The following is a 24,952-nucleotide window of genomic DNA, read 5'->3' as shown; positions in this document are numbered from 1 at the left end:
CCCGGAACGGGGTTCGCCGGCAATGGATTTTCGCCGGGCGGGTCCGGCGGATCGTCGAGCGGGATCAGCGGGTAAGGTACCCGTCGATCGGCTCGCGATATCGCCGGCTGAACCGGAGCTCCGCGCCGCACGCCAGCCGCACCGAGCCGTCGCCATGGGTGCCGGGCCGGACTTCGACCAACCGGTCGAGCCGGACGATCGCGGCGCGATGGATCCGCGCGAACGCAGCCTGGGGCAGCCGCGCCTCGAGCGACGTCAATGATTCGTGGATCAGCAAGCTGCGTCCGCCGGCATGGACTTCGGCATAGTCGCCGGCCGCACTGATCCAGTCGATCTCGTCGAGCCGAACCAGTTGCGTCGCGCGATCGCCGCGCGCGACTAGCCGGCCCTGCCCGCCGAGCAGCGATCGCATCCCGTCGCGCTGGCCGTCGCGCTGGCCGCCGCGCTGGCCGTCGCCCGTGCCGATGTCTCGCCGCACCCGTTCGATAACGCGGGCAAAGCGCTGGTCGTCGAACGGCTTGAGCAGGTAATCGAGCGCCTCCGACTCGAACGCGCGCACCGCATAGGCGTCAAACGCCGTCACGAACACGACCAGCGGCATCGCATCCACCCCGATCGCCTCGATCACGCCAAAGCCGTCCATCTCGGGCATTTGTACATCGAGGAACACAAGATCGGGCCGCAGCACGCCGATTGCCGCCACCGCTTCCGCCCCGTGCCCCGCTTCGCCGACCATCTCGAAATCGCCGAACCCGGCCAGCGACTGGCGCACCGCGCGGCGTGCCAGCGGCTCGTCGTCGATAATCAGGGTCCGGATCATCGCGGCACCAGGATGGTGACGCGGAAGCCCTCGCCCGGCGCCGTGTCGATCTCAAGCGACTGGCGTTCGCCATGGAGCTGGCGCAATCGCAGCCGTGCGTTGCCGAGCCCGACGCCCTCGCGGATCGCTCCCGCGCCCTTGCCATTGTCGGCGATGCTGATCCGCAGCATGTCGCCCGCAGGCTTGGCCTCGATCGTCAGCGTGCCACCTTCGATCGACGGCGCAATTCCGTGGCGCACCGCGTTCTCGACCAGCGGCTGCAGCAGCAGCGCCGGCACCTGGACGGTCTCCAACCCGGGCGCGATGGCGCGGACGATCCGCAGTCGCTCGCCCAACCGGGCTTCCTCGATCGCCAGATAGGTGTCGGTAAAGTCGAGTTCATCGGCGAGCGCGCTGTGCTGCGACCTGCGCTGATCGATCGACAGCCGCAGCAGATCGCCCAGCCGCGCGATCAGCCGCTGGGCGACGATCGGATCGTCGGGCACCAGCGCGGAAATGGCGTTGAGCGTGTTGAACAGGAAGTGCGGCTGCAACTGCGCGCGCAGCGCCGCCGTTTCCGCCTCTGCGAGCTGCGCCTCCAGCCGCGCCGCCGCGACTTCGCGATCGCGCATCGTCCGATAGGCGCGCGCGCCGAGCACGATCGCGACGAGCAGCGCGTAGATCATCAGATGGACGTGGATGCTGGTCGCCAGCTTCGTGATCAGCAGCCCATTGCTCCACGGCGCCCAGGGCGCGCGGACATAGATCATCGCGTTCATCGCGCTGTAGAGCACCGCATGCAGCACCGCGAAGAGCAGCCCGAAGGCCAGATGGACGACCAGCAGCCTGCCCAGCCGCCGCTCGTCGGCGAACGCTCGCGCCACGCTCACAACCCCGGGCATCAGTGCTGCCCAGGCCGAATACCAGATCAGCCCATTGACCAATGCCTGCCCCAGCGCGAGCTTTGGCCCACCCGCGAAACCCGCGGCATAGGTCTGGAACGCCGTCACCACCGCGACAGCCAGCCACGCGGCCCAAATGCCCAGATAGCGAAGGACGCCTTGCCGATACGCTGCGGTCATGGCCAATCATGCACATTCGCCCGACATTGAACAGCTGCCCGGCGGGGACGAAGCCTGGACGGATGAATACAATAGAACTGCTCAACTGCGATAAATGCAGTTCCAATACAGATCGTCCGCTTCACCCCGCACGATCGGTTCGCAGCCGCTGACGTCTGCGTGCTTCCCAAATTCGCGACCGACGAATTCTGCCTCGCCAACGTCTATTCCGTCGGTGTCGCGATGCGCGCGAGGCGGCGCATTCCGACGCGGTGCAGGCCCTGCCAAAGGCAATCGCCGAATATCCGGTCGGCGCCGACCGGCGTAGCGACTTGATACCGGCGATCGGGTCGATCAAGGTCACCTTCACGCGTCTCGATCGGCGAGAGGGACCCGCCGTTGCCGACTAGGCCGTGCTGCGCATGACCGCTATCGAGGATAGAGAGATCGTCCTCGTCGACGCCGCCTGATTGTCACCTTCACTCTGTAGCGTGCCGCGTACCCGACCAAGCCCGAGGAGACATCGAATGCCGTTCGTCACCACCGTCGACAAGACCGAAATCTTCTACAAGGACTGGGGCAACACGGACGCGCCGGTCGTCATGTTCCACCACGGCTGGCCGCTCAGTTCGGATGACTGGGACGCGCAGATGATGTTCTTCGTCACGAAGGGCTATCGTGTCATCGCACATGACCGCCGCGGGCATGGCCGTTCGACCCAGTCGGCGGACGGTCACGACATGGACACCTATGTCGCGGATGTCATCGCGCTGACCGACGCGCTGGATCTGCACGATGCCGTTCATATCGGCCATTCGACCGGCGGTGGCGAGGTCGCCCGCTATGTCGCGCGCGCCAAGCCCGGGCGGGTCAAAAAGGCCGTGCTGGTCAGTGCGGTCGCACCGATCATGGTCAAGACCGATGCCAACCCGGACGGCGTGCCGATGGACGTATTCGACATGGTGCGCGAGCAGACGGCCACGAACCGTTCGCAATTCTACTACGACTTCACGCTTCCCTTCTTCGGGTACAACCGCGACGGCGCCGAGGTGAAGGAGGCGGTGCGGCTCAACTGGTGGCGCCAGGGCATGATGGGCTCGGCGCTCGCCCATACGCTCGGCGTCAAGGCCTTCTCCGAGACCGACTTCACCGACGATCTCAAGGCGATCGACGTGCCGACGCTGGTCCTGCACGGCGAGGACGACCAGGTTGTTCCGTTCGCCACCACCGGCAAGATGTCGGCTGAAATCGTGAAAGACGCCAAGCTCATCTCCTACCCCGGCTTTCCCCACGGCATGCCGGTTACCAACGCCGATCGGATCAACGCCGATCTGCTCGCCTTCATCGAAGGCTGATCCATGGTAGAAGCACGGAGCGATGGCGCGCTCCGTGCTTCTGCACGACACGCTTAACGAGGAATTGCCGCGATGCCCGATCGGGTTCTGATCTTCTACGGCTCCTATCGATCCGACCGGCAGGGCATTCGCCTCGCCGAGTGGCTCGTCCGCGCCTTTGCCGAACGCGGTGCATCGGCCGAGCTCATCGACGCCAGGGCGGTCGACCTTCCCATGCTCGACCGCATGTACAAGGAACATCCCACCGGCGAGGCACCGCCGGCGCTGGAGGCACTCGCCGAAAAGATCAGGACGGCCGACGCCTTCGTCTTCGTGGCCGGCGAATATAATTGGGGCGTGCAGCCCGGGCTCAAGAACCTCACCGACCATTTCTTGGAGGAATGGTACTGGCGGCCGGCGGCGATCGTCAGCTATTCGGCCGGACGTTTCGCCGGTGCGCGTGCCGGCCTCGCATGGCACGGCATCCTGTCCGAAATGGGCATGGTGGTGGTGTCCAGTACGATCGCCGTGGGTGGGATCGGCCATGCCTTCGATGCGACCGGAGAACCGGCGGGCGACGGTGGCGCCGCCCTCACCCGTGCCTTCCCGCGCTTCGCCGACGATCTCGGCTGGTGGACGCAGGCCGCCCGCGCCCAGCGTGAGCGGCTCGACCCGCCCTATTGACCCGGCCGATGTCCGCGCCTCTTCATCGCGGCGCCGGGCAACCGAACTCGTTCACCCCTTCGCTGCCGCTGCGGCAAGTTCCTCAAGGTCGAGATCGTGTTCTAGGTCGTGGAGCGTCTCGTCATCGATGCGGCCGGCACGGTGCAGGCGAACCAGCTCGGCGCGGCCGGCCGCGACCGCGGCGATGATGACGTCGAAATGGCTGGCGATCGCCACGTTTCGCTCCTCCGCCGTACCGTCGAACGCATCCGCCGCCGTTGCACGGGTCCGGTAGCGCCGCAGGAGCTGCGGGTGGATGACCGTGCCGTCGACCGCCACCGCCTCGCGCTCGACAAGCGCCAACTGCGCCTGGAACAGCATCATCTCCGCCGCGTGCAGATCGAGCGGCGGTCGCGCGCTGCCGTCGTCATAGGGCTTCAGGGTCCGGATGACCCAGCCGAGCGAGGTGCCCTGCACCAGGACGGTAACGAGGATCACGACAAAGGCGGTGACTAGCATCAGATCCCGCGCCGGCATCGCCTCGGGCAGCGAGAGCGCGACCGCAAGCGTCACCACGCCGCGCATCCCGGCCCAGCTCATCACCACCGCCGCCCGCGTTCCGAGCGGTTGCTGTCGCGTCCACCCGATGCGGCGACCGGTGGCGACGCCGGCATCGACTGCGAAGATCCACAGGAACCGCGCGGCAACGACCGCCAGGACGATCAGCAGCACGGGCCGCGCCATCGTGTCTATGACGATGTCGAGCCCGCCGACCCGGTCCAGCAGCCCCCGCAAGGACAGGCCGATGAGCAGGAACACCGTGGCTTCGAGAAGGAACACCAGCACCTGCCAGAATGCCATCGCCCGGATGCGCACGCGGGCGTTGAAGACGACATGCTGATACCAGCCGCAGACAAGGCCCGCGGTGACGACGGCAATGACGCCGGACACGTGCAGCAGTTCGCCCGCGATATAAGCGCTCCAGCAGACCAGCACGGTCGCTGCGATCATCAGCGTATCATCGCCGAGCCGGCGGAGCAGAACGACCCAGAGCCCGCCGATCGCCGCGCCGACCGCGATGCCGCCCGCCACCAGCACGAAAAACGTTCCGGTCGCCGCCCCCAGATGGAAGCTGCCGGTCAGCACCGCTGCCACCGCGAAACGGAACAGCACAAGACCCGCGGCATCGTTGAGCAGGCTCTCGCCCTCGAGCAGCGTGGTCAGCCTGCGCGGGAGCGTCACCCGCTGCAACACGGCACGCGCGGATACCGCATCGGGCGGCGACAGGATCGCGCCCAGCGCGACGCAGGCGGCCCATGGCAGTTCCGGCATCAGCAGCCTGGTCACGATCGCCACAACCGCCGTGGTGAAGAAGACGGCGCCGACCGCCAGCGAAAGAATGCCGGCCATGTGCCGCCGGAATGGCGCGACCGCGGTGAACCACGCGCCATCCATCAGCAGGGGCGGGAGAAACAGGACAAGGACCAGCTCCGGATCGATCGCGATCCCTTGCACACCCGGCACGAAGGCGACCGCGCATCCGCCGACGATCAGCGCGGCTGCTGGTGGCAGCGACAGACGCCGGGCCAGATAGTGAAGCCCCAGCACCACCAGAAACATGAGGATGATCAGCTCAAAATTTGCCGCTGGATGCACAGAGCCGCCCCTTTTTCTGCCCGCCCGGTGGTCCTGCAAGCTGTCCCGAATGCCGTCAATGCGATCGGGCCGCGCGCGCATTTGGACTGGGCCGTTCCCGGGCGATTGCCGTCGTCACGTTCGCCGCGCTAGTGTCGCCGCGCAGAGGGGACAGCGCTCATGGAAACGATCGGCCGTGACCTGCGGGAAATGCAGCGGGTTCCGCTACAGCCTGCGCATATTGCCGCCATCCGGGCCGCAGGGACGCGTAAGCACTATCCCAAGGGAATGATGCTCGCCGAGATCGGCGCGCCGGCCGACCGCTTCGTGTATGTCGAAGAGGGGGAGATCGAGGTCGTCAACCCGTTCACGGGCGATCGGCTGGTGCCTTCGACGCTGGGGCCCACCCAGTTCATGAGCGAGATCTCGCTGCTGTCCGGCGGCACATGGTCGCTCCCGATGCGCGCCGCGAGCGACACGACCGTCATCGAAGTCCCGCGATCCGCGATGCTGCGCCTGATGGCGGCGATACCGGAGATGTCGGACATCGTCATCACGGTCCTGGCCGCACGCCGCCGGCGGCAGCTGGATGCCGGCGATGGCATGCTGGTTCTGGTTGGCGAAGACGAGGACAGGGCCGTCAGACGTGTGGCCGAGTTCGCTGCGCGCAACCGCCTGCCCTACCGCTCCTACCCGCTCGGCAGCGCCGAGGCTGCCCATGTCGCCAGCAGTTGCGGAACCGCGCCGCTGGAGCCCGTCGTCGTGTTCGGCCGCGACGTGGTGGTGAGCGATCCGACGCCGGAAAAGGTGGCACGGCTGCTCGGACTCGATCAGGATGTTCCCGAGGACGAGGCCTTCGACGTGCTCATCGTCGGGGCCGGCCCCGCCGGCGTGTCGGCGGGCGTCTATGCGGGAGCCGAAGGGTTGCGCGCGCTGGTGGTCGACGAGACCGCGATCGGCGGCCAGGCCGGCACGTCCAGCCGGATCGAGAATTATATGGGCTTTCCCACCGGCATTTCCGGTGCCGATCTCGTGTGGCGCGGCGAGGTGCAGGCGATGAAATTCGGCACGCGCTTCGTCATGCCCCGGCGGATCGAGTCGCTGGACCAGCTCGACAACGGCGCCTTCTGTGCGACCTTCGCCAATGGTCGGCGCGTACTAGCCGCCTCTGTCGTGGTTGCCACCGGTGTCCAGTACAGACGCCTGCCGATCGCACGCCTCGCCGAGTTCGAGGGCACGGGCATCTATTATGCAGCGACCGAGAATGAGGCCCGCTTCTGCCGGGATACGGAGGTGCTGGTCATCGGCGGCGGCAATTCGGCCGGGCAGGCGGCGATGTTCCTCAGCCGTACGGCGCGCCACGTTCGCCTGCTGGTGCGCGGCGATACCCTGGCCTCGTCCATGTCCAGCTATCTGTCGAGCAGGCTCGAGGCAGACCCCGCGATCACCATCGAATACGGCACCCATGCCGTCGAACTTCATGGCGGGGACAATCTGGAGGCAGTGACGATCCGCAACGAAGACGGCGACCGCACCGTGGCAAGCTGCGCCGTCTTCGTGATGGTCGGCGCCGCACCCAATACGGGCTGGCTCTCCGAACTGGTCGCTCTCGACGACAAGGGCTTCGTGCTCACCGGCGAAGGGGCTGGCGCGTTATCGCCTTTCGCCACGTCCTGCGCGGGCATCTATGCCGTCGGGGACGTGCGCGCCGGATCGGTGAAACGCGTGGCGTCCTCGGTAGGGGAAGGATCGGTCGTCATCTCCAATGTCTGGGAGCATGTGCGCGGCTTGGATCGCGCCTGAACGAAAGCCGTCTTCGCAGGTCTGACCGAGGGTTGGTCATTTGAAAAACGCTCCAAGCTGTCCAACGCTGGTCATTCATGCCATCCGGATCAACCGCGGTATCGCAGGAAACCCCGTCAGAGACGTGCGCCGAAGTGGCCGGACTTTCGCGATCAAAACGCGATCATCACCTTGCCCAGATGCCCTGCCGCAGCGAAATAGCGGACGGCGTCCGGTGCGTCGTCGAAGGCGAACGTCCGGTCGACGACGGTTGTCATCCGGCTCGTCGCCATCGCGTCGAGCAGATCGACGAACATCGCGCGGCTGCCATTGGCGATCCCGCGGATCGTCACGTTCTTCGTGATGAGCGACAGATAGTCTGGGATCGCCGGCCCCCCGCCCGGTGAAACGCCGATGACGATGATCCGCGCATTGATCGCCGCGGCTGCGATCGAGTGCCCCAGCGTGTCGACGCCGCCGGTTTCGATCACGATGTCGGCGCCCTTCCCCTCGGTCTGCGCGATCACCTCGGCCGCCCAATCCGGTGACGTCCGGTAATTGACCGTGATGTCCGCGCCGAGGCTGCGCGCCGTCTCGAGTTTCGCGTCCTGCGACGACGTGATCGCCACCCGCGCGCCACGGGTCTTGGCGATCTTGAGTGCCGCCAGCGCAACGCTACCGGTGCCGAGGCAGAGCACGGTGTCGCCGGCCTCGACCCGACAGACCTCGACCAGTGCATTCCAGGCGGTCAGGCCGGCGGAGGCGAGGCCTGCGACATCCGCATCGGCCAGCGCGTCGGGCACCCGGATCAGCGCAGCCGCGGGAAGCACGACCCTTTCGGCAAGCCAGCCGTCATGCGTGATGCCGATATCATGCGCAAAGACGTCCGACCGGAACGGGCCGTCCAGCCAAGTCGCGAAATGACCGCAGACGACGCGATCGCCGACTGCGACCTCGGTCACGCCCGCACCGATCGCCACGACCTCGCCCACGCCTTCGGACATCGGAATGCGGGTTTCGCGCTGTCGGGCGCCGTAGGTGCCGCACAGCAGCTGAACGTCGCGGCTTATCAGGCCGACGAGACGCGGCGCTACCAGCGCTTCGCCGGGACCGGCGACCGGCGCGGGCCGGGTCGTGGCGACAAGTCCGCTGATGCCGTTCTGGGCACCGATGTGAAAGGCTTTCATCGCAATCTTCTCCTGATGGGCGCGCACGACGGGCGCGTTATTCGAAGGCACGTCATTCGAAGGCACGGGGACCGGGCTTGAAGGCATGGCGGCGCGCGCCAGCTGCGAGCGCCAGGGCAAGAAGGGTCGGCGCCATTACGGCCCAAGCGAGCGGTCCTGCCCCCGCATGGTCGAGGATCACCCCGCCGACGATCCCGCCCGTCGCGATCGCGCCGTTCCAGACCGTCGTGAGCATCGCATTGGCGAGGTCGACGCCCTCACCCGCCGCATCGGCGAGCGCGGTCGACAGCTGTGTCGCTGCGCCGCCGAACGACAATCCCCACAGGATCGTCGCCGCGATCGTCATCGCAGGGGTAGTCGCGAACAGCGCGAAGGCCAACGACACACCTGCGAACATCGCGAGGCTGACCAGCACGAGCCGACGCAGCGCTCGGTCGATCAGCACGCCCGTCACCCAGATCCCGACCAGCGCGGCGAGCCCGAATCCGAGCAGCAACAGATCCAGCCTCTTCCCCGCACCCGACAAGGCGGCGACCGGGGCGATGTAGGTGTACAGGATATTGTGACCCGTGATCCACGCAAACAGCGTGATCAGGACGGGACGAACGCCCGGCGTGCGGAACACGCTGGCGATCGACAGCCGCTGTTCGGCAGGCTGGCCGGCAAAGTCCGGCACCCGCCACAAAACCCAGCCGATCAGGATGATGGTAGTAATCGCCATTAGCCCGAACGCCATGCGCCAGCCCAGCGTCGTGCCCAGCATCGCCCCCAAGGGGACGCCGATCGACAGCGCCAGCGGCGTACCGACCATCGCGATCGCGAGCGCCTTGCCGCGCAACGGCGGGGCGACCATCCGCCTGGCATAGCCCGCGATGATTCCCCACCCCAGTCCCGCCGCGACCCCGCCCATGAACCGCGCGAGGAGCGTCAGCGCGTACGACGTGGACACCGCGGTCACGCAGTTGAAGATCAGGAAGCCGACGATCGCGACGAGCAGGGTCGGCTTTCGCCGCGAGCAGCGACCCGACCGCATAGACTGTGATGGTCTGCCCCGCGAGCGACTCCGATACGCCGAGCCCGGCGGCCATGTGTGGCAACAGCCCGGCAGGGAGCGTTTCGGTGAGGATCGCGGTGAAGCCCGTCATTGCCAGCGCCAGCAACGCGGAGATCGGCAACGTCTCGCTCGCGCCATCGTCGGTCTGACCGGATCTTGGAATCACGCAACACTCACTTCTGGATCGACTGGTCCACTGCGTTCAACCACATGGCGTGGCTTGTCAACGAGTAATAGATTGATTAGTCCACAATCAGGAGCGGACATATATGGCACGGAGCGGACGACCGCGTGGTTTTGACAGGGCTGCAGCACTGGACAGCGCGATGCATCTGTTCTGGGAACACGGGTATGAGGGCGCGTCGCTGCTCACGCTGCGTCAGGCGATGGGCGACATCTCGTCGGCCAGTTTCTACGCGGCCTTCGGGTCGAAGGAAGCGCTCTACCGCGAAACGCTCGCGCGCTATCTCGCCGTGCATGGCGGCATCGTCGGTGCGCTCGACGACGAGACGCTACCGCCACGCTCGCGGCTCGAACAGGCCTTGATCGCGTCGGTTGCGGTGCAGACCGATCCTGCCCATCCGAAGGGGTGCATGATGACGCTGTCATCGATCGTTTCGTCCGAGGCCGGCGCGCCGACCCGGGCGCTGACTCGTGCCGAGCGGGAGATCACCCGGCAGGCGTTGCAGCGGTGTATCGCCGCTGGCGTCAGCGCCGGCGATCTCGATCCCGCCACGGACGTCGCGGGTCTCGCCGCGTTGTACGACGGGCTGGTGCTGGGGATCTCGATCCAGGCGCGGGACGGCGTTCCGACCGAGACGCTGCGGGCCGGCATCGGACACGCAATGGTGGCGTGGGATGCTCAAGGCAGACGGGAGCGTGAGAGCAAACTCCACTAATCTCGCTGAAAAAGAGACCGACTCGCAGGCATTCCGACCGCCCTACCCGCTTTCTGACTCCGGGATTCATCACCTCGCCCTTAGGCTGACTTGAGCGACGTAAGTCAGCATGTCGGGTAGCTTCAGGGCACAAAACTTCGTTATCGACCGCGCGACACTCCAGCCCTCAGACGCAAGATGGGAAATCACATGCGATTTGTTCAGATCGAAATACTGCCGCAGGGCAAGGCGCTGGTCGATATCGACAAGCTGACCCATGCAGTACCCGAAGGGAACGGGTCACGCCTGTTCATCGGGGCGCAGCACCTCGACGTGCCCCATTCATTGGCTGAACTCGAGAACGTGCTGGCTGGTCGTGAGCGGACCGACGATGGCGCAAACAGCACCGCGGGGTTCGGTCTGCGATAGGCCGGCACGACTTCGGAAGATCGTATCGTCTGCCCCATCAACCCTGGGCGCGGAGCCACGACGGCGAAAACTGATCGGTAGCCCCTTGGGTCGTTCGTAACTCTGCGTAGACCACGTCATGAGTCGCCCGCCTCGACTCAGTTTTACCCCGAGACGGCGCGGCACAACGCCGTTTAGCTCCGGCTGCTATGGCGGGTGAGGCGCGGAAGCCGTCGACGAACTCGTCAAGCGTGGAGCGGATCCCGAGACAATCGTGGTCATCGACGATCGGATGGTCGAGCTCGACGCCACTGAAGCATGTGCCCGACCATGATGCAGGGCGATGCGACCCGCAATGCCGCTGTGGAGGCAGCACTGGTCGCCCGTGCGCGTGCCCTGTTCGTTGCTGCGGGATGGGACGACACATCCGATCCCGATCGTCCTGAACCCCGCAAATTTCGCCGGCGTCCTGTTGGCAGGGTCGGACCCACTGCGCGCATATTGCGTCGTATCAACGGATCTCGCCGCGGCAGACGGATAGGTCGTCCTGCACGAACGAGCACTGACCGCGACAGAGGTGGGAATCGCACTGTCGGAAATCCGTGCCGGTCTCGGTCACCGTATCTACCGGGCGATCGAAGCTTTGGAATCTGCGAGCCGCAGACACAACGGCTCAAATCGGGGGATCTCATCGTCGAGGCCGTACGGCGTGGTCAGGCCGAACCCACCACTTACCAATACGGTCTGTTACGACAGGATCTGGATCCAATGTGCGCACTACGAAATCAGCGCATCTCCATCAGGCTTCGTCGGTCGAGATCGGCTTCCGTGCCGCCATCTGGACCGGCTTGCCTATCACGGAGCGACCGGCTGGCCATCGGCGCGCGATACAGCGATCCTTTGCTATCCGGGCTATGGTCACCGCGTCCCCCTGATTGCCACCAAGGACATGATAGGCCGTCGCGTCTTCGCCGACATAGAAACCGACATGCCCGCCACCAGGACGCTCGAACACCAGCACAGCCCCCGGCGCCAGACGCTCCGGCCGCAACGACAATCCCCATGTCGACCATGACGTCGCCCGCACCGCAATAGAGACTGGCTCGATGCCATCTTCCTGCAGGCACTGGGCGACGAACACGCCGCACCACGGGACGCTGTCGGCGTTGTAGACCATGCCCAGCACCCGCGTTCCAAGCCGCTTTGCCCAACCCAGGATCGTCGCGCTGTTCGCTGATCCCGCAGCTTCCTTCGTGCCGAGCTTCGTGCGCGCCACTCTCAACCACTTCGGATCCGTCACCATGATCCGCCCGCCCCTGGGGCAGAGATACGAACGCGTCTGCGGTTACGCTCAAATGCGGGCATTACAGCATTCTCTCCACGATCGGCAGCATCGCTGTGACCACCGCAGCAATCGCCTTGGCATTGGGATGCACCCGGTCCGCCAGCACCATATCGGCATGTCCCAATATGCCCGGCGGAAAGAACGGCCAGACGGTCGCGCCGTGTTCGGCCGCCAACGCGGCATGAATGTCCAGATATGCAGCAGCCCGATCACGGATGAACATCGGGGGATCGACGGTCGTCAACAAAACGGGAATGCCACAACTGCCCAGGCTCAGCAGGACCTGCCCGAGCTGCGCTCGGGTGCGACCCACCGGCACCTGCCGCAGGACATCGTTCGGTCCCACCTGAACGATCGCGAGTGCGGGTCGCTGGTCGAGCGCGGAGAGCATTCGGGGCAAGCGTCGTAGGACATCAGCGGTGGTATCACCGGACACCCCGGCATTCACTACGCGGGCAGAAGGACATGCCCGCCGCAGCGAAGCCTGGAGCTGTACGGGAAAGCTATCGGCGGTGGGCAGGCCGTAACCGGCAATCAGGCTGTCGCCGATCGCGAGAATCAAAGGTCCGTCGAGTGTCATGCGCCGCTGTGAGATAGTTCGCGTTCGATGCAATGTAAGGCGTCCGGTCACCATCGCGCCGCCCCTTTGACGCTGGTGCTCCTTCGTCTGCAACGACATACAGACGGCCGATACGCATTCCGGCGACCATCGCACCATCAGAAGTTCCAGACGACCTTTTGCAAACATCGTCGGCCTGGATGGGGTGATGGCCTGACGCCGGAACGCGATCGTCGGCGCGGATGACGTGGTGTCGTACCTGCAACGTTGCACGGCGAACGATGAACGTGGCCGAACTGCCCCGCCAAACGGCCGTCCCCAGCGAAGCAGCTATTGCTTCATCAGCCGCCCTCGGTGCCCGTCTCACATCTGCCGTTATGACCGGTTCGACGAGCCGGATGTATCTGGCTGGGTCAAGTCGAGCACTTCCAACCTTGCAGCGCCCCCTCTCCTTGCAATCAGGCTCCCCACTGGAACCTGGTACGTACCGCGCAAGGTGAACCGTTCGACACGGTAGACACCCCGATCAGTGCTGCTGCTCGAAAAGCCGGTGTAGCGTCGTTCGGCAACCTGCTTGAGAAGGTACCCCGCCCAACCCGTCGAACGCGAGCCGCGCAGGATTTCGGGTTCGTCCGTCTTGCCGTCGGGTCGGATCCAGAATCCGATGTCGACCCATTGGATCGGATCGACGTCGGACGATCTCGCAGGAAACGGATTGGGCAAGCCCAACTTGCGCGCTTCGTCTTGCGCAGCCGCCAGCGCCGTAGGTCGATAAGGCGGCGCCCATACCAGCTCAGGGCGGGTCGAGCCGTCGCGGCCGATCGCACGCACCAGCTGGTCAATCTGCGCGTTGTCCTGTTGCCCCGCCGCCAAGCGCAACCGGACAACCTGCAGCAGATTGCGCAGCTTTGGATCCGCCGCGATCGGCCGGGCTTCTGCTTCGGCCATAAGCCTGGCCGCACCGGCCGTGTCGCCTCGTGCGTTGGCCAGTCTGACGCGGCGCAACGTCGCCTGCAGGGCGAGCACCGCGTTTCCGTCCGCCAACGCCTGACGCTCCACCGCCTTATACGAAATCTCGGCACTACGCCCCTTGCGCATCGCGAGCCACATATCGCCGGTCGCAAATGCGGCTGCAACGACGGCCGGGTCATTGGCCGGCAGATTGTCGCGCAGCGTGCGAACCTGCTCACCGACCGCGCTCTTGAACGCATCCAGATCACCGTCGTGCAAAGAGACGGTCGCATATGCTTCATACAATGCGGACACCGGTTTCGGGTCGGTCGCAGCGTGACGCTTGTTGCGAGATATGGCGCGCATAAGCGTGTGACGCGCCTTGAGATACGCACCATCCCGGAATTGCTGCTCGGCAAAGGCGATCGACGCTTGTGCATCTCGCAACGGCGGACAGCCGTGCTCGACGCAGGCTGCATACGCTTCCGAAAGCTGCCTGCCAGAAATTACGATATCGGGGGTGGCGGCCTGCAGCGACAATGCGAAGAATAAAGCAATCATCACCAGGCCTCCACTTCGAGTCGCACCTTGCACCGCTGCAAGCCTGACCTCGCATCAGTGACTGTATTGCGAAACTTTTATCTTTGCAGCAGCGAATGACTGATCAGAAGAGGAATGCCGACTCTCTCGATAGATGAGCGGTAAACCGGGTGGCCGCTTTTAGAGCGTGGAGTGTTAAATGCGCCACCGCATCCGCCTGTCTATGACTTCAGCGGCGCCGCCCTGACGAGTGGCATTCGCCCAACCACGTACTGGGCAGGACGTTGATCGCGGCACGCGGTGGTATTCTGCAGGCGGCTTTCTGGCGTCTCCTTACGGGGATATTACCGCCTTGTTCGGCTCGAGCATCGCGAGAATCTGGTTCTCGCAGATGTTGAGATCGAAGACGACCGTTTGCCGGCTGTGATCGTCGCCTGCGGCGGCGGTTGTCAGTTGAAGCCCCGTATATTCGCAAGGTCCCGTCCAATATGTCGATTTTGAATGGGTCGTGTGGTCCCCAACGGAATTGTTGGCCCTCTCATTGAAGTTGAGGATTTCGTAGCGCCCCGGGTCATGTCGCAATTTTGTCACGACCCGCGGGTCGTACGGAAACTCGTTCACGTGCCGTCGTGATCGACTTGGGTCCCGCAGGCTTATGATCTTTCGGTCCGAACAATTGACCAGAAGCAAGACCCCCATCTCGTTCTTTTGCTTCGGCGCTGGCAGCGCCAGAAGACCAATGGCGTCATCGGCAATCGAGGGTGCGCGCAGTTCACATATCGATTCCCGCACGCTCCTGACGACGTTGCCGGATTCGAGCGGGTTGGAAGCGACGGCCACCGCCTCGGAAAACATAAGAGCAACGGCAAACATCTTTGTCTCCGTTATTGAGCTGCCGGTTGATATTAGCACTAGTGCTTATCGGCAGCCAAGTCGGTTCAGCAGAGATAGTGAATGTTGGGCGGCTAGCAAATCTTGCCGGTTTCCACTGAGCCGGTTTACCGGAGCAGAAGCCCGCTGTTGGACAGCCCGCTCCTTGGCGCTGACATCCGCCGGGTCAGTCCGCTTTCACGAAATACTCTCTCGATAGACCTTTTCGGAAGTTACCGCTGGCAACGAACGATCAGACGTCATCGGGCTGAGCGAATGTCCGCGCTCTCGGCCGTATGAATTGCCACGGGGGTGTCCGACTGGGTATGGCTGAGATCCGCAGCGCCCTCGCCCTTATCGAAAACGGTCGGCAGTCTCTAAAACCGGCATGTCGGAAGTTCGCGCTGTTGCCGTCAGATATATCCGCTATGCTGGATTTATGGATAAGGATTCGGCTATCGTTGCGTTTGCTGCGCTCGCTCAGGGCACCAGGCTCGACGTATTCCGGCTGCTGGTGCGCCACGAACCGGAGGGCATGGCGGCGGGCGAAATCGCCCGCCGGCTCGACGTGCCGCAGAACACCATGTCCGCGCATCTCGGCATCCTAGCGCGCGCCGGCATCGTCCGCGCCGAGCGACAGAGCCGGTCGATTATCTACCGCGCCGATCTGGACGGCCTGCGCGCACTCACGCTCTTCCTGGTCAACGACTGCTGCGCCGGCTCGCCCGAGCTGTGCGTGCCGCTTCTGGCCGAACTCACCCCCTGCTGCTGAAAGGACGCGTCATGGCCGTCGACATCGTGATCTACCACAACCCCGCCTGCGGCACGTCGCGCAACACGCTGGCGATGATCCGCAATGCCGGCATCGAGCCGCACGTCATCGAATATCTGAAAACCCCGCCCTCGCGCGCTTTGCTGGTCCAGCTGATTGACCGCGCCGGTATGACGCCTCGCGAACTGCTGCGCGAGAAGGGGACGCCCTATGCGGAGTTGGGGCTTGGTGATGAGACGCTGACGGACGACGCGCTGGTGGACGCGATGATGGCGCATCCGATCCTTATCAACCGGCCACTGGTCGTCTCGCCGCTCGGCGTGCAGCTGTGCCGACCATCCGAAGCGGTCCTCGGTCTGCTTCCCGAGCCGCAACTGGGGGCCTTTGCCAAGGAAGACGGCGAAGCGGTGGTGGACGCCTCGGGTCAGCGCATCGCTTGATGCTGCTCGCGCTCGCCATCTTCGTCGCCACGATCACGCTCGTCATCTGGCAGCCCAAGGGGCTCGGTATCGGGTGGAGCGCGCTGGGTGGTGCGGTCGTGGCGCTGCTCGTCGGGGTGGTCTCGCTTTCCGACGTCCCGGTGGTGTGGGGTATCGTCTGGAACGCGACCGCGACGTTCGTCGCCATCATCATCGTCAGCCTGCTGTTGGACGAGGCCGGCTTCTTCGAATGGGCGGCGCTGCACGTCGCTCGCTGGGCGGGAGGACATGGCCATAGGCTATTCGTCCTGATTGTCCTTCTCGGCGCGGCCGTGTCGGCGCTGTTCGCGAACGACGGCGCGGCGCTGATCCTGACCCCGATCGTCATCGCAATGCTGCGGGCGCTGGGCTACCGCGACAGGGCGACGCTGGCGTTCGTCATGGCGGCCGGTTTCGTCGCCGACACGGCAAGCCTGCCGCTGATCGTCTCCAACCTGGTCAACATCGTGTCGGCCGACTTCTTCGGCATCGGGTTCGCCGACTATGCGTCGGTGATGGTGCCGGTCGACCTCGCGTCGATCGGTGCGACGCTGATCGTGCTGCTGCTGTACTTCCGCCGTGACGTCCCAGCAAACTACGACGTGGCGCAGCTCCGCGCGCCGGCCGACGCCGTCCGCGATCGGGCGACATTCCGGGCCGGTTGGGTCGTCCTTGCGGCGCTTCTGGCGGGCTTTTTCCTGCTCGAACCTATTGGCATACCGGTCAGTGCAGTCGCCGCTGCCGGCGCGGTGCTGCTGCTCGTCGTCGCCGGGCGCGGCCGCGTCATCGAGACGCGCAAGGTACTGCGCGGCGCGCCGTGGCAGGTCGTGATCTTCTCGCTCGGCATGTACCTGGTCGTCTACGGCCTGCGGAACGCCGGCCTGACCGACCACCTCGCCGGTCTGCTCGACCGCACCGCCCAAGGCGGCGTATGGGGCGCGGCGTTCGGCACCGGCATCATCGCCGCGCTGCTGTCGTCGGTCATGAACAACATGCCGACCGTGCTCGTCGGCGCGCTGTCGATCGACGCGACCCACGCCACGGGCGCGATCAAGGACGCCATGATCTACGCCAACGTGATCGGCTGCGACCTCGGCCCCAAGATCACGCCGATCGGCTCGCTCGCGACGTTGCTGTGGCTGCACGTGCTCGAGCAGAAGGGCATCCGCATCGGCTGGGGCTATTATTTCAGGATCGGCGCGACCTTAACGATCCCCGTGCTGCTGGTAACGCTCGCCGCGCTCGCCCTGCGGCTCGGTGCCGCCTGATGCCGTGGAATCGAACCAATGACAGGACATACCCCTGATGCCCCTGCGCACGCTTTCCGACCCCGACCATCTGCCCGCACTCGATCGACGCTACACGCTCGACCGGCCCGCCATCGGACTGGGTGCGGGAGACCCGCCCCCGCGCATCCTGCTGCTCTACGGCTCACTGCGCGAGCGGTCATATTCCCGGCTCTGCGTCGAGGAGGCCGCGCGCCTGCTCCGGTTCTTCGGAGCCGAGACGCGCATATTTGATCCCTCGACCCTGCCGCTGCCCGATCAGGTGGCTGGCGACGACCATCCGGCGGTCCATGAATTGCGCGAGCTGTCGCTATGGTCCGAGGGGCATGTCTGGTGCAGCCCCGAGCGGCACGGTCAGATCACCGGTATCATGAAGCTGCAGGTGGATCACCTGCCGCTGTCGATGGGCGGGATGCGACCGACGCAGGGCCGGACGCTCTCCGTCATGCAGGTGTCGGCCGGATCGCAGTCGTTCAACAGCGTGAACACGCTGCGCATCCTCGGCCGCTGGATGCGGATGGTGACGATTCCGAACCAGTCGAGCGTCGCCAAGGCGTTCGAGGAGTTTGACGACGCCGGCCGGATGAAGCCGTCCAGCTACTATGATCGCATCGTCGACGTGATGGAGGAGATGGTCCGCTTCACGGTCCTGCTCCGCCCTCACGCGGCCCAGCTCGTCGACCGGTATTCGGAACGGAAGGCTTCCGGCGTGCCGATCGATCCGACAACCGATCTGTCGAGCATAGCTACGGCGTCGCATCCATCACGGTGAACGAATGCCCGGTTCGGGCAGGCACGCTCCGGCGCTCCGGCTTTGACCAGCGCTGCTTCCACCATCTATCCATGGGGCGAGTTGGTCTTCGTGTTCGCACTATGCGTTGGCATAATGACGACGACAGCCCCGAAGCTTTCGCTGCGGGGCTGTCGTTGGGTTGGTTGCAGGGATAGGATTTGACCGCTGCAGAACTCGGTTTCGTCTGATTGACTCAGCAGTCATCAACAGCCAAGATGCCAAAACTGATCATCAGGGCCTAGCCTCGTTCAGGGCCAGAATGCCAAGACGGTGGAAAGTGCCACATTTAATAATAATTTGGCAGCGGACTTCTTGTACCGGGTGGCGAAGCAATTAGGGCTCTTTAAACGATATAAGTTGATCTCAGTGATTTTTCGACCGAGCCAGTCGACATCAATGCTTAGTGAGCTTGGATATTTGTTGCCGATCACCGACAGCGTCTAAATTCGCTGACTTTTCAATGGCGCTTCCGAGATGAAGGCTCAGACACCGTCTAAGTTCTTTCATGATAGGGCCAAGCCGGTCGAGCTTCCACACTACGAGAATGTCGCCGGTTCGAGCATAGGAAAGCGCGTCGACGGGAGGCTTACGGAGCGGTTTATTGCAATAGCAGACAGAGCGGGGCGCGGTCTTTTTCCAAAGACGATGGTATTTCTGGAAAGTTAAGCCTGTAAGCCGATGTCGCCTTCAGGGCTCTTCTCCCGCATGTTCCCGATCAAACATCTCTCGTGATGCGCGAAAGCTGTCGACGTTTTCGACGATCCACGTCCACAGGGGAACCATCATGACCAGTAGCTTCAATCCGGTTTCGGATAGAGCATATTCTACATGAGGAACCACCTCCTCGAAGTCGTGACGCACCACCAATCCATCGCGCTCCAGATGGCGCAGCGTGCGCGTCAGCATCCGCTGCGTAATACCGTCCATCCGTCGGCCGATTTCCGCGTGGCGAAGCTGGCCGTACACGCCGAGCGTATGGATGACACCAAGCGACCAGCGGTTACCGGCATGGGCCAACACCTCACGGCGCACCCCGTCGTCATCGTCCCGGAGGCCATCGCAAACCGTTTGCGAATATCGGAGGATGTCCTCCTCGTTTAGAGATTGAACGGCAGTATCACGCATGTACCCATCTTTCACGCTTGCCCGTGTCTTGCCAGATCACCAGCATCCACGGTGAAACGAGTTAGAACGATGAACGATACAGTCTCCAATGTGAAATCACGCAATATCCTCGTTCTGGGTGCCGGCGAGCTTGGCATGCCCGTGCTTCGCAATCTGGCGCGTCACGCCAAGAACATCGACGGCGCTAGGATCAGCGTCCTTCTCCGCGAGAGTGCCGTCGAGTCGGGCGATCCCTCCAAGCAGCGTGATATCGCCGAGATCCGCGAAGCGGGGATCGAGATCGTGCTCGGCGACCTGGTGAACGACACCATCGATGAGCTGGCATCGCTCTTTTCGGGCTACGATACGGTGATCGGCTGCGCGGGCTACGCAGCCGGGATCAACACGCCGATGAAGCTCGCCAAGGCGGCGCTGCAATCCGGTGTCCCGCGCTATTTCCCGTGGCAATTCGGCGTCGACTTCGAGGCGATCGGCCGCGGCGGGCCGCAGGACATCTTCGATGCGCAGCTCGACGTGCGCGAGCTGCTGCGCTCACAGGACAAGACCGAGTGGGTCATCATCTCCACGGGCATGTTCATGAGCTACCTGTTCGAGCCGGACTTTGGTGTCGTCGATCTGGAGAATAGCGAAGTTCACGCGCTCGGCAGCCTTGATACCGCTGTGACGCTGACGACGCCGGATGACATCGGTGTGCTGACTGCCGAGATCGTGTTCTTCGAGCCGACGATCCGCAACGAGATCGTCTTCCTGGCCGGTGACACCGTCAGTTATGGTGAGGTCGCAGACAAGTTGGAGGTGGCACTGGGCCGGGCCTTCAAGCGGTCGGTTTGGACCGTGCCTTTCCTGATGGAAGAGCTGGCGAACGATCCGAAAAACATGATGCGCAAGTACCGCGCCGCCTTCGCGATCGGTCGCGGTGTGTCCTGGCCGAAGGCAGGCACGTTCAATGATCGGCAGGGTCTTCCGGTCACCGACGTTGCGGCCCTGATCGATGCCGATCTGCGAGGCCCGCAAAAAGAAAAATGATGTAGGCGGGGTGACTGTAGAGACCTTCCCAAAGACGAACCTAGAGTGGGACAGCCGCCCCGGCGATCACGCAGACAGCTTAGGGCAGCTTACGTCCCAAGATCCGTTCCCGATTGGCCTTTCCCAAGATGGCCAATCGGAGACGGAGAAACGGGAAATTTCGCGCTGAACGAATAGCCGTTATTTGGCGCCCGGATCGCCAGCCTAAAAGTCCGGAAGTGGGCGAAACTGTTGGGCATTGCAGGGCTGCCAAGACCAACATTCGGTCATCCCGATGCGGCTTTTGCCGTTCCAGCTTCCGACATCCGTTCATGTTCGCCGCTGACTTGAGCTTTCGATCATGCCAGCGGTACGGAGCAGCTTGAGCGGGCCAGCGACCTATAAACGGTGCAGCGATCTCCCTTGACCCGCTCCTCAGAATTCATCCGATTGGTAAGTTATCTCGTCAGATGGAGGGGGAGTGATGCAGCATGGCCGATCTTCCGAGAGTCAGATCCTAGGCGTCCTGCGCGAGCGTAAGGCTGAAGCAAAGACCAAGCCCGGGGGGCGACGATATCAGCCAATCGGCTTGTAACTAAGCCAATCAAGGCGAATTACGATTGCAGGTAAGAGCATTACCGCCGACGGACTGATTTACAGAACGTTGGGGGGAAAAGCGCTGACATTGGAACTCCGACCAAGCGCGTTGATCAAGGCGAATGCGGATAGCCTGCGCCAGACGGTCCGCGTGATCGTCGCTACTGCAGCAGCGTTTGCGGCGTACAAGACGCTCGGCCTGCACGAAGGCTATTGGGCGGTGTTCACCGTGCTGATCGTGATGCAGGCATCGATCGGGGGAACGCTCGGCGCAGCGACCGATCGCTTGCTGGGGACCTTGCTGGGCGCGGTGCTGGGCGGCATCGGCGCGGCGCTCGGACGAACCGATACGCTCGAACTCGGGCTGGTGCTCGTCACCGTTACCGGCATCGCGGCGCTCGTCGCGTCGCTCCGGCCGCGGTTGCGCATCGCGCCGGTCACCGCGGCAATCATGCTGCTCAGCGCGCCGCCGGGCTCTTCGGTGGAGATCTTCGTCCGGGATCGCATCATCGAGATCGGCCTGGGCGGCATGATCGGTGTGCTGGCGGCGATGCTGATCCTGCCGGCACGCTCGCACGGCGTTGTGATCGCGCGCACTTTGGCCGTGCTGAGCCATATCGAACGGATGCTGCGGGCGCAGGCCGACGCGTTGACCACCGGGCTGGCGCTGCCATTGTCCCCCGAACACGCCGCGCTGCGTCATGCGCTCGCCGCGGTGGAGTTGGCGATGAAGGACGCCGACCGCGAACGCGCCTCGCGTCTCGCCGATCACGGTATCCCCGCCGCCGTACCGCGCACGCTCTGGCGTATCCGCAATGATTTGGTGCTGAGCGGTCGCGCACTCGACGAGCCGCTGCCCCCGGCTGCGATGGCAGCGCTCGCCAAGCCATCGGCGGCGATGCTGACCGCGCATGCCGCGCTGGCGAGCCGGTGTTCGGAGGCGCTGCGTACGCGGGGTAAGGTCGATCGGGGCGACGTCGAAGCCTGTTATCGGATGTTCGGTACCGCGCTCGATCTGTTCCGACGGAGCGAGGCCGCGGCGACCCTGGATTTCGACGCATCGGGCCGCGTATTCGGGCTCGCCTTCGCCGCGGGTCGGCTTCACCGCGACCTGCTCGACCTTGCCGGTCGCGTCGACGAAATCGCCCCGACCAAGGTGCTCGCTGCCGAACAAAGCTGACCGCGCGACTTTGCCACTGGCCCCGCGCGCGGTACGGGCGGCGATGACCGAAACCTTATCGACGCCCGACCTCGCCGCCGAACTGGTCGCGCTGCTCGACCTCGAACCGCTCGATACCGACCTGTTCCGCGGACCCCAGCGACCCGGCGCAACCGCGCGCGTCTTCGGCGGTCAGGTCGTGGCGCAGGCGCTGATGGCGGCGCAGCGTTCGGTCGACGCACCCGCCGTGGCGCACAGCATGCACGCCTATTTCCTGCGCGCCGGCACCGAGACGCAACCGATCATTTTCCAGGTAGAACGCGATTTCGACGGCAAGTCGTTCGCGAACCGCCGCGTCACCGCAAGCCAGAACGGCGCGACGATCCTGACGCTGGCCGCATCGTTCCAGCGCCCGGAAGCCGGCCTGGAGCATGCGGTCGCGATGCCCGACCTTCCCCCGCCAGAGGAACTGCGCTCGCTCGACATCCTCGCTGGTGACTATGCGGGTATCTCCGCGCAAGCCGTCGCGTTCCTCGGCCAGCCGTCCGCCTTCGATATCCGGCCCTGCGGCGTGCCCGCGTTCCTCCAGACCAAGCCCGGCACGCCCGTATCCCATGTCTGGATCCGGTTTCGGGGAAGTGTGCCAACCGATCCCGTCGTGCGCCGCGGCGTGCTCGCCTATCTGTCCGATTATGCGCTGCTCAGTGCGTCGCTGATCCCGCACGGCGTCAACATGTTCGAGCACAGCATGCAGACCGCGAGCCTCGATCACGCAATGTGGTTCCACGAGGATGTGCCGCTGGACGATTGGCTGCTCTATACCAGCGAAAGCGCGTGGTCGGGACATGGCCGCGGCATCGCGCGCGGTGTCTTCCATAGCCGCGACGGGCGAGCGATCGCACATGTCACGCAAGAGGGATTGATCCGGATGCGGCCCGATCTCGCGCCACGTACGACGATCCCGCATATGCCCTGATCGGTGCACCCCGGATCGGGTCGCCGCGTAAAACCATGTTGACAGCGCATTTGTACGGACATTAGGATCATCTTACGCCAGGGAAGCTGGTTCCAGGATGTCGCGCCGCGCAAGACGGACGATCCCAATCGATGAGGATGTCTGTATGCGTCATTCGTACGCCGTATCGCTGTGCGCGTTGCTAGCCGTGCTGCCATCGGCAGCGCAGGCGCAGACGGCGTCGCCGCTCGATACCGATCCGTCGTACCAGACGATGCTGGCGCTGATCGACGAGATGGTCGAGAACAAGCTGGTCAGCCGCGAGCGCGCCGATACGCTGATCGCCAATGCCAAGGCGAAAGCCGGCCGTGCGCTTGCCGCGAATGCCCCACCTCCGGCCGCTGCGCCATCAACGGCCCCGCAACTGGCAGCGCCTGTGCCAGCACCCCCGTCAGCGGCCCCGACCCGCGTGCAGGTCGCCAACCAGACGGCCGATCCCGACGCGAAGATCGCTCCCGTGCCGGTCGGTAACCCGCAGGTCGTCAACGCCGGCGGGGTCGCGCTGCCCGCCGATCTCGCGGTCGACTGGAGCCGGGGGGCCCCCGTGTTCAGCAGCCGCGACGGAAAGTTCACGTTCAAGATGCGCGGGCGGTCGTTGGCCGATATCTCTTCGACCGGGGGGTCGGATTTCGACCGTCGCAACATCACCGTCTCGACGCTGCGCCAGTTTCGCGTCGGCGCGATTGGCACGATCGGCGATCACCTCTTCTATCAGTTCGAAACCGATTTCCGGCGCAACGCGACCGAGGTCGTGCAGGCGTTCGTCGGCTACCGCCAGAAGTTCGGCAAGACCGACGCCGATGTCCGGTTCGGCAACCTCATCACCGATCGCGGCATCGACATCGGCACCGCGTCGACCGCCAACCCCTTCATCACCACCAACATCAACACCACCGCGCTCGCGACGCAGGGCGGCAAGGTCTTCCTGATGGGCGCGGTCGGCCGTGCGGGCGGCAAGAACTGGCATGCTAGCCTTGGCGTTCACGGCGATGCGATCGACAGTGATTTCACGCGTAGCGACAATCGCATGCTGCTGGGCCGTGCGCACTGGAACCCGATCCTCACCAAGCATGGCCTGATCCACATCGGCGGTTGGGCGTATAGCGAGAACATCCCCGATACGACGCTGCCGACCACGTTCGCGCAAGGCATGGCGGGGGCGCTCAACAACAGCGTCCGTGTCGAGTCCGCGGCGCTGGCTGGCGCGGACGGATCAAAGGCGTTCGGCCTTGAACTCGGCGGCACGCTCGGGCCATTCTACGCGTTCGGCGAATATGGTCAGCGGACCGTGCATGGCGGCCCGACCTCGACCTTCCGCAGCGGCAAGATCAAGGCCTTGTCGGTCAATGGCGGCTTCTGGATCACCGGCGAGACGCCGACCTATGCCTCGCGCAGCGGCACCTATGTCGCGCCGAACGTGCTGAACTCGGTGCTCGATGGCGGATGGGGGGCGCTGGAGGCGGTGATACGCTACGAGGATCTCGACAGTTCGAGCCTCCCGCTCGGCGGCACCGGTACGGCGGGTACGCTCGGCCTGAACTGGTCGCTGACCAACAATTTCCGATTCATGGCGGACTATACCCATTTCCGTACCGACAACCGGACCGGCAGTTTCATCGGGCGCGATAGCGGCGACACGTTCGCGGCAAGGGCCGAAGTGGCGTTCTGACCGTCGA

General features: G+C 64.5%; 23 protein-coding genes. 13 read left to right on the top strand and 10 right to left on the bottom strand.

Annotation, left to right across the window (positions count from 1 at the left end; translation table 11 throughout):
- Positions 1 to 64 precede the first annotated feature (64 nt).
- Entirely contained in the window at positions 65 to 820 is a 756-nt protein-coding gene (locus tag GV027_RS10275) for a LytR/AlgR family response regulator transcription factor (protein WP_159511799.1), read from the bottom strand.
- Complete coding sequence (locus GV027_RS10270; RefSeq protein WP_159511798.1) at positions 817 to 1,881, bottom strand: sensor histidine kinase; 1,065 nt, start codon at positions 1,879 to 1,881, stop codon at positions 817 to 819. The genes GV027_RS10275 and GV027_RS10270 overlap by 4 nt, the downstream gene beginning before the upstream one ends.
- 506 nt (positions 1,882 to 2,387) lie before the next feature.
- Between GV027_RS10270 and GV027_RS10265 the strand changes: the two genes are divergently transcribed.
- Positions 2,388 to 3,215, top strand: a complete 828-nt coding sequence (locus GV027_RS10265; protein WP_159511797.1) for an alpha/beta fold hydrolase — start codon at positions 2,388 to 2,390, stop codon at positions 3,213 to 3,215.
- Between the two features lie 72 nt (positions 3,216 to 3,287).
- Entirely contained in the window at positions 3,288 to 3,878 is a 591-nt protein-coding gene (locus tag GV027_RS10260; RefSeq protein ID WP_159511796.1) for an NADPH-dependent FMN reductase, read from the top strand.
- A gap of 51 nt (positions 3,879 to 3,929) precedes the next feature.
- On the opposite strand, the gene GV027_RS10255 is transcribed toward GV027_RS10260, so the two are convergent.
- Entirely contained in the window at positions 3,930 to 5,513 is a 1,584-nt protein-coding gene (locus tag GV027_RS10255; protein ID WP_159511795.1) for a Na+/H+ antiporter, read from the bottom strand.
- 159 nt (positions 5,514 to 5,672) lie between these two features.
- Here GV027_RS10255 and GV027_RS10250 point away from each other — a divergent pair, with 159 nt between their 5' ends.
- Positions 5,673 to 7,295 carry an FAD-dependent oxidoreductase gene (locus tag GV027_RS10250; RefSeq protein WP_159511794.1) on the top strand — a complete coding sequence of 541 codons (1,623 nt, stop codon included), beginning with the start codon at positions 5,673 to 5,675 and terminating at the stop codon, positions 7,293 to 7,295.
- Positions 7,296 to 7,447: 152 nt separating this feature from the next.
- Here the strand turns inward: GV027_RS10250 and GV027_RS10245 are convergent, their stop codons facing one another.
- Positions 7,448 to 8,461, bottom strand: coding sequence for a zinc-dependent alcohol dehydrogenase family protein (locus tag GV027_RS10245; RefSeq protein WP_159511793.1), 1,014 nt, complete (start codon positions 8,459 to 8,461; stop codon positions 7,448 to 7,450).
- Positions 8,462 to 8,513: 52 nt separating this feature from the next.
- Positions 8,514 to 9,494, bottom strand: a complete 981-nt coding sequence (locus GV027_RS10240) for an MFS transporter (RefSeq protein WP_236559156.1) — start codon at positions 9,492 to 9,494, stop codon at positions 8,514 to 8,516.
- Between the two features lie 347 nt (positions 9,495 to 9,841).
- On the opposite strand from GV027_RS10240, the gene GV027_RS10235 reads away from it, so the two are divergent.
- Entirely contained in the window at positions 9,842 to 10,414 is a 573-nt protein-coding gene (locus GV027_RS10235; RefSeq protein ID WP_236559155.1) for a TetR/AcrR family transcriptional regulator, read from the top strand.
- Positions 10,415 to 10,603: 189 nt separating this feature from the next.
- Positions 10,604 to 10,822: a hypothetical protein gene (locus tag GV027_RS10230; protein WP_031395698.1), complete on the top strand. Its 219-nt coding sequence runs from the start codon at positions 10,604 to 10,606 to the stop codon at positions 10,820 to 10,822.
- Positions 10,823 to 11,600: 778 nt separating this feature from the next.
- Here GV027_RS10230 and GV027_RS10225 read toward each other — a convergent pair.
- The 4 genes from GV027_RS10225 to GV027_RS10210 all read right to left on the bottom strand — a co-directional run bounded on the left by GV027_RS10225 (position 11,601) and on the right by GV027_RS10210 (position 15,069).
- Positions 11,601 to 12,077, bottom strand: coding sequence for a TIGR02594 family protein (locus GV027_RS10225; RefSeq protein ID WP_159511791.1), 477 nt, complete (start codon positions 12,075 to 12,077; stop codon positions 11,601 to 11,603).
- Between the two features lie 88 nt (positions 12,078 to 12,165).
- Positions 12,166 to 12,726 (bottom strand): GDSL-type esterase/lipase family protein, encoded by a 561-nt coding sequence (locus GV027_RS10220; protein ID WP_159511790.1) that lies wholly within the window; start codon positions 12,724 to 12,726, stop codon positions 12,166 to 12,168.
- 354 nt (positions 12,727 to 13,080) lie between these two features.
- On the bottom strand, positions 13,081 to 14,217 hold the full coding sequence (locus tag GV027_RS10215; protein WP_159511789.1) for a hypothetical protein: 1,137 nt from the start codon (positions 14,215 to 14,217) through the stop codon (positions 13,081 to 13,083).
- Positions 14,218 to 14,529: 312 nt separating this feature from the next.
- Positions 14,530 to 15,069 (bottom strand): hypothetical protein, encoded by a 540-nt coding sequence (locus GV027_RS10210; protein WP_159511788.1) that lies wholly within the window; start codon positions 15,067 to 15,069, stop codon positions 14,530 to 14,532.
- A 436-nt stretch (positions 15,070 to 15,505) separates the two neighbouring features.
- On the opposite strand from GV027_RS10210, the gene GV027_RS10205 reads away from it, so the two are divergent.
- The 4 genes from GV027_RS10205 to arsH are packed head-to-tail and all read left to right on the top strand — an operon-like array spanning position 15,506 to position 18,354.
- On the top strand, positions 15,506 to 15,838 hold the full coding sequence (locus tag GV027_RS10205; RefSeq protein WP_159512852.1) for an ArsR/SmtB family transcription factor: 333 nt from the start codon (positions 15,506 to 15,508) through the stop codon (positions 15,836 to 15,838).
- 11 nt (positions 15,839 to 15,849) lie between these two features.
- Positions 15,850 to 16,278, top strand: a complete 429-nt coding sequence (gene arsC, locus GV027_RS10200; protein WP_159511787.1) for an arsenate reductase (glutaredoxin) — start codon at positions 15,850 to 15,852, stop codon at positions 16,276 to 16,278.
- The gene (locus tag GV027_RS10195; protein WP_159511786.1) at positions 16,278 to 17,564 is read left to right on the top strand and encodes an arsenic transporter; all 1,287 of its coding nucleotides are present in this window, start codon (positions 16,278 to 16,280) and stop codon (positions 17,562 to 17,564) included. Before arsC ends, GV027_RS10195 begins: the two co-directional genes overlap by 1 nt.
- A 37-nt stretch (positions 17,565 to 17,601) precedes the next feature.
- A complete protein-coding gene (gene arsH, locus GV027_RS10190) occupies positions 17,602 to 18,354 on the top strand; it encodes an arsenical resistance protein ArsH (protein ID WP_159511785.1) in 753 nt (250 codons plus the stop codon).
- 708 nt (positions 18,355 to 19,062) lie between these two features.
- On the opposite strand, the gene GV027_RS10185 is transcribed toward arsH, so the two are convergent.
- A complete protein-coding gene (locus GV027_RS10185; protein ID WP_159511784.1) occupies positions 19,063 to 19,500 on the bottom strand; it encodes a winged helix-turn-helix transcriptional regulator in 438 nt (145 codons plus the stop codon).
- Positions 19,501 to 19,569: 69 nt separating this feature from the next.
- Here GV027_RS10185 and GV027_RS10180 point away from each other — a divergent pair, with 69 nt between their 5' ends.
- The 4 genes from GV027_RS10180 to GV027_RS10165 all read left to right on the top strand — a co-directional run bounded on the left by GV027_RS10180 (position 19,570) and on the right by GV027_RS10165 (position 24,945).
- Entirely contained in the window at positions 19,570 to 20,526 is a 957-nt protein-coding gene (locus GV027_RS10180) for an aromatic alcohol reductase (RefSeq protein ID WP_159511783.1), read from the top strand.
- Between the two features lie 664 nt (positions 20,527 to 21,190).
- Positions 21,191 to 22,282 (top strand): FUSC family protein, encoded by a 1,092-nt coding sequence (locus tag GV027_RS10175; RefSeq protein WP_236559154.1) that lies wholly within the window; start codon positions 21,191 to 21,193, stop codon positions 22,280 to 22,282.
- Between the two features lie 43 nt (positions 22,283 to 22,325).
- Positions 22,326 to 23,237, top strand: a complete 912-nt coding sequence (locus GV027_RS10170) for an acyl-CoA thioesterase (protein WP_159511782.1) — start codon at positions 22,326 to 22,328, stop codon at positions 23,235 to 23,237.
- Between the two features lie 145 nt (positions 23,238 to 23,382).
- Positions 23,383 to 24,945: an OprO/OprP family phosphate-selective porin gene (locus tag GV027_RS10165; RefSeq protein WP_159511781.1), complete on the top strand. Its 1,563-nt coding sequence runs from the start codon at positions 23,383 to 23,385 to the stop codon at positions 24,943 to 24,945.
- Positions 24,946 to 24,952 lie beyond the last annotated feature (7 nt).

Source organism: Sphingomonas sp. T1 (genome assembly GCF_902506585.1).
GTDB classification, from domain to species: Bacteria; Pseudomonadota; Alphaproteobacteria; order Sphingomonadales; family Sphingomonadaceae; genus Sphingomonas; species Sphingomonas aerolata.
The sequence above is the reverse complement of the archived record's forward strand: the minus strand, read 5'-3'. Positions and strand labels throughout refer to the sequence as shown.

Coding starts and splice junctions, on each gene's coding strand:
- GV027_RS10165 (WP_159511781.1), top strand. CDS start 23,383: ATGCGTCATTCGTACGCCGTATCGCTGTGCGCGTTGCTAGCCGTGCTG.
- GV027_RS10215 (WP_159511789.1), bottom strand. CDS start 14,217: ATGATTGCTTTATTCTTCGCATTGTCGCTGCAGGCCGCCACCCCCGAT.
- GV027_RS10245 (WP_159511793.1), bottom strand. CDS start 8,461: ATGAAAGCCTTTCACATCGGTGCCCAGAACGGCATCAGCGGACTTGTC.
- GV027_RS10210 (WP_159511788.1), bottom strand. CDS start 15,069: ATGTTTGCCGTTGCTCTTATGTTTTCCGAGGCGGTGGCCGTCGCTTCC.
- GV027_RS10185 (WP_159511784.1), bottom strand. CDS start 19,500: ATGCGTGATACTGCCGTTCAATCTCTAAACGAGGAGGACATCCTCCGA.
- GV027_RS10260 (WP_159511796.1), top strand. CDS start 3,288: ATGCCCGATCGGGTTCTGATCTTCTACGGCTCCTATCGATCCGACCGG.
- GV027_RS10180 (WP_159511783.1), top strand. CDS start 19,570: ATGAACGATACAGTCTCCAATGTGAAATCACGCAATATCCTCGTTCTG.
- GV027_RS10220 (WP_159511790.1), bottom strand. CDS start 12,726: ATGACACTCGACGGACCTTTGATTCTCGCGATCGGCGACAGCCTGATT.
- GV027_RS10250 (WP_159511794.1), top strand. CDS start 5,673: ATGGAAACGATCGGCCGTGACCTGCGGGAAATGCAGCGGGTTCCGCTA.
- arsH (WP_159511785.1), top strand. CDS start 17,602: ATGCCCCTGCGCACGCTTTCCGACCCCGACCATCTGCCCGCACTCGAT.
- GV027_RS10240 (WP_236559156.1), bottom strand. CDS start 9,494: ATGCGGTCGGGTCGCTGCTCGCGGCGAAAGCCGACCCTGCTCGTCGCG.
- GV027_RS10230 (WP_031395698.1), top strand. CDS start 10,604: ATGCGATTTGTTCAGATCGAAATACTGCCGCAGGGCAAGGCGCTGGTC.
- GV027_RS10235 (WP_236559155.1), top strand. CDS start 9,842: ATGCATCTGTTCTGGGAACACGGGTATGAGGGCGCGTCGCTGCTCACG.
- GV027_RS10265 (WP_159511797.1), top strand. CDS start 2,388: ATGCCGTTCGTCACCACCGTCGACAAGACCGAAATCTTCTACAAGGAC.
- GV027_RS10275 (WP_159511799.1), bottom strand. CDS start 820: ATGATCCGGACCCTGATTATCGACGACGAGCCGCTGGCACGCCGCGCG.
- GV027_RS10195 (WP_159511786.1), top strand. CDS start 16,278: ATGCTGCTCGCGCTCGCCATCTTCGTCGCCACGATCACGCTCGTCATC.
- GV027_RS10270 (WP_159511798.1), bottom strand. CDS start 1,881: ATGACCGCAGCGTATCGGCAAGGCGTCCTTCGCTATCTGGGCATTTGG.
- GV027_RS10205 (WP_159512852.1), top strand. CDS start 15,506: ATGGATAAGGATTCGGCTATCGTTGCGTTTGCTGCGCTCGCTCAGGGC.
- arsC (WP_159511787.1), top strand. CDS start 15,850: ATGGCCGTCGACATCGTGATCTACCACAACCCCGCCTGCGGCACGTCG.
- GV027_RS10170 (WP_159511782.1), top strand. CDS start 22,326: ATGACCGAAACCTTATCGACGCCCGACCTCGCCGCCGAACTGGTCGCG.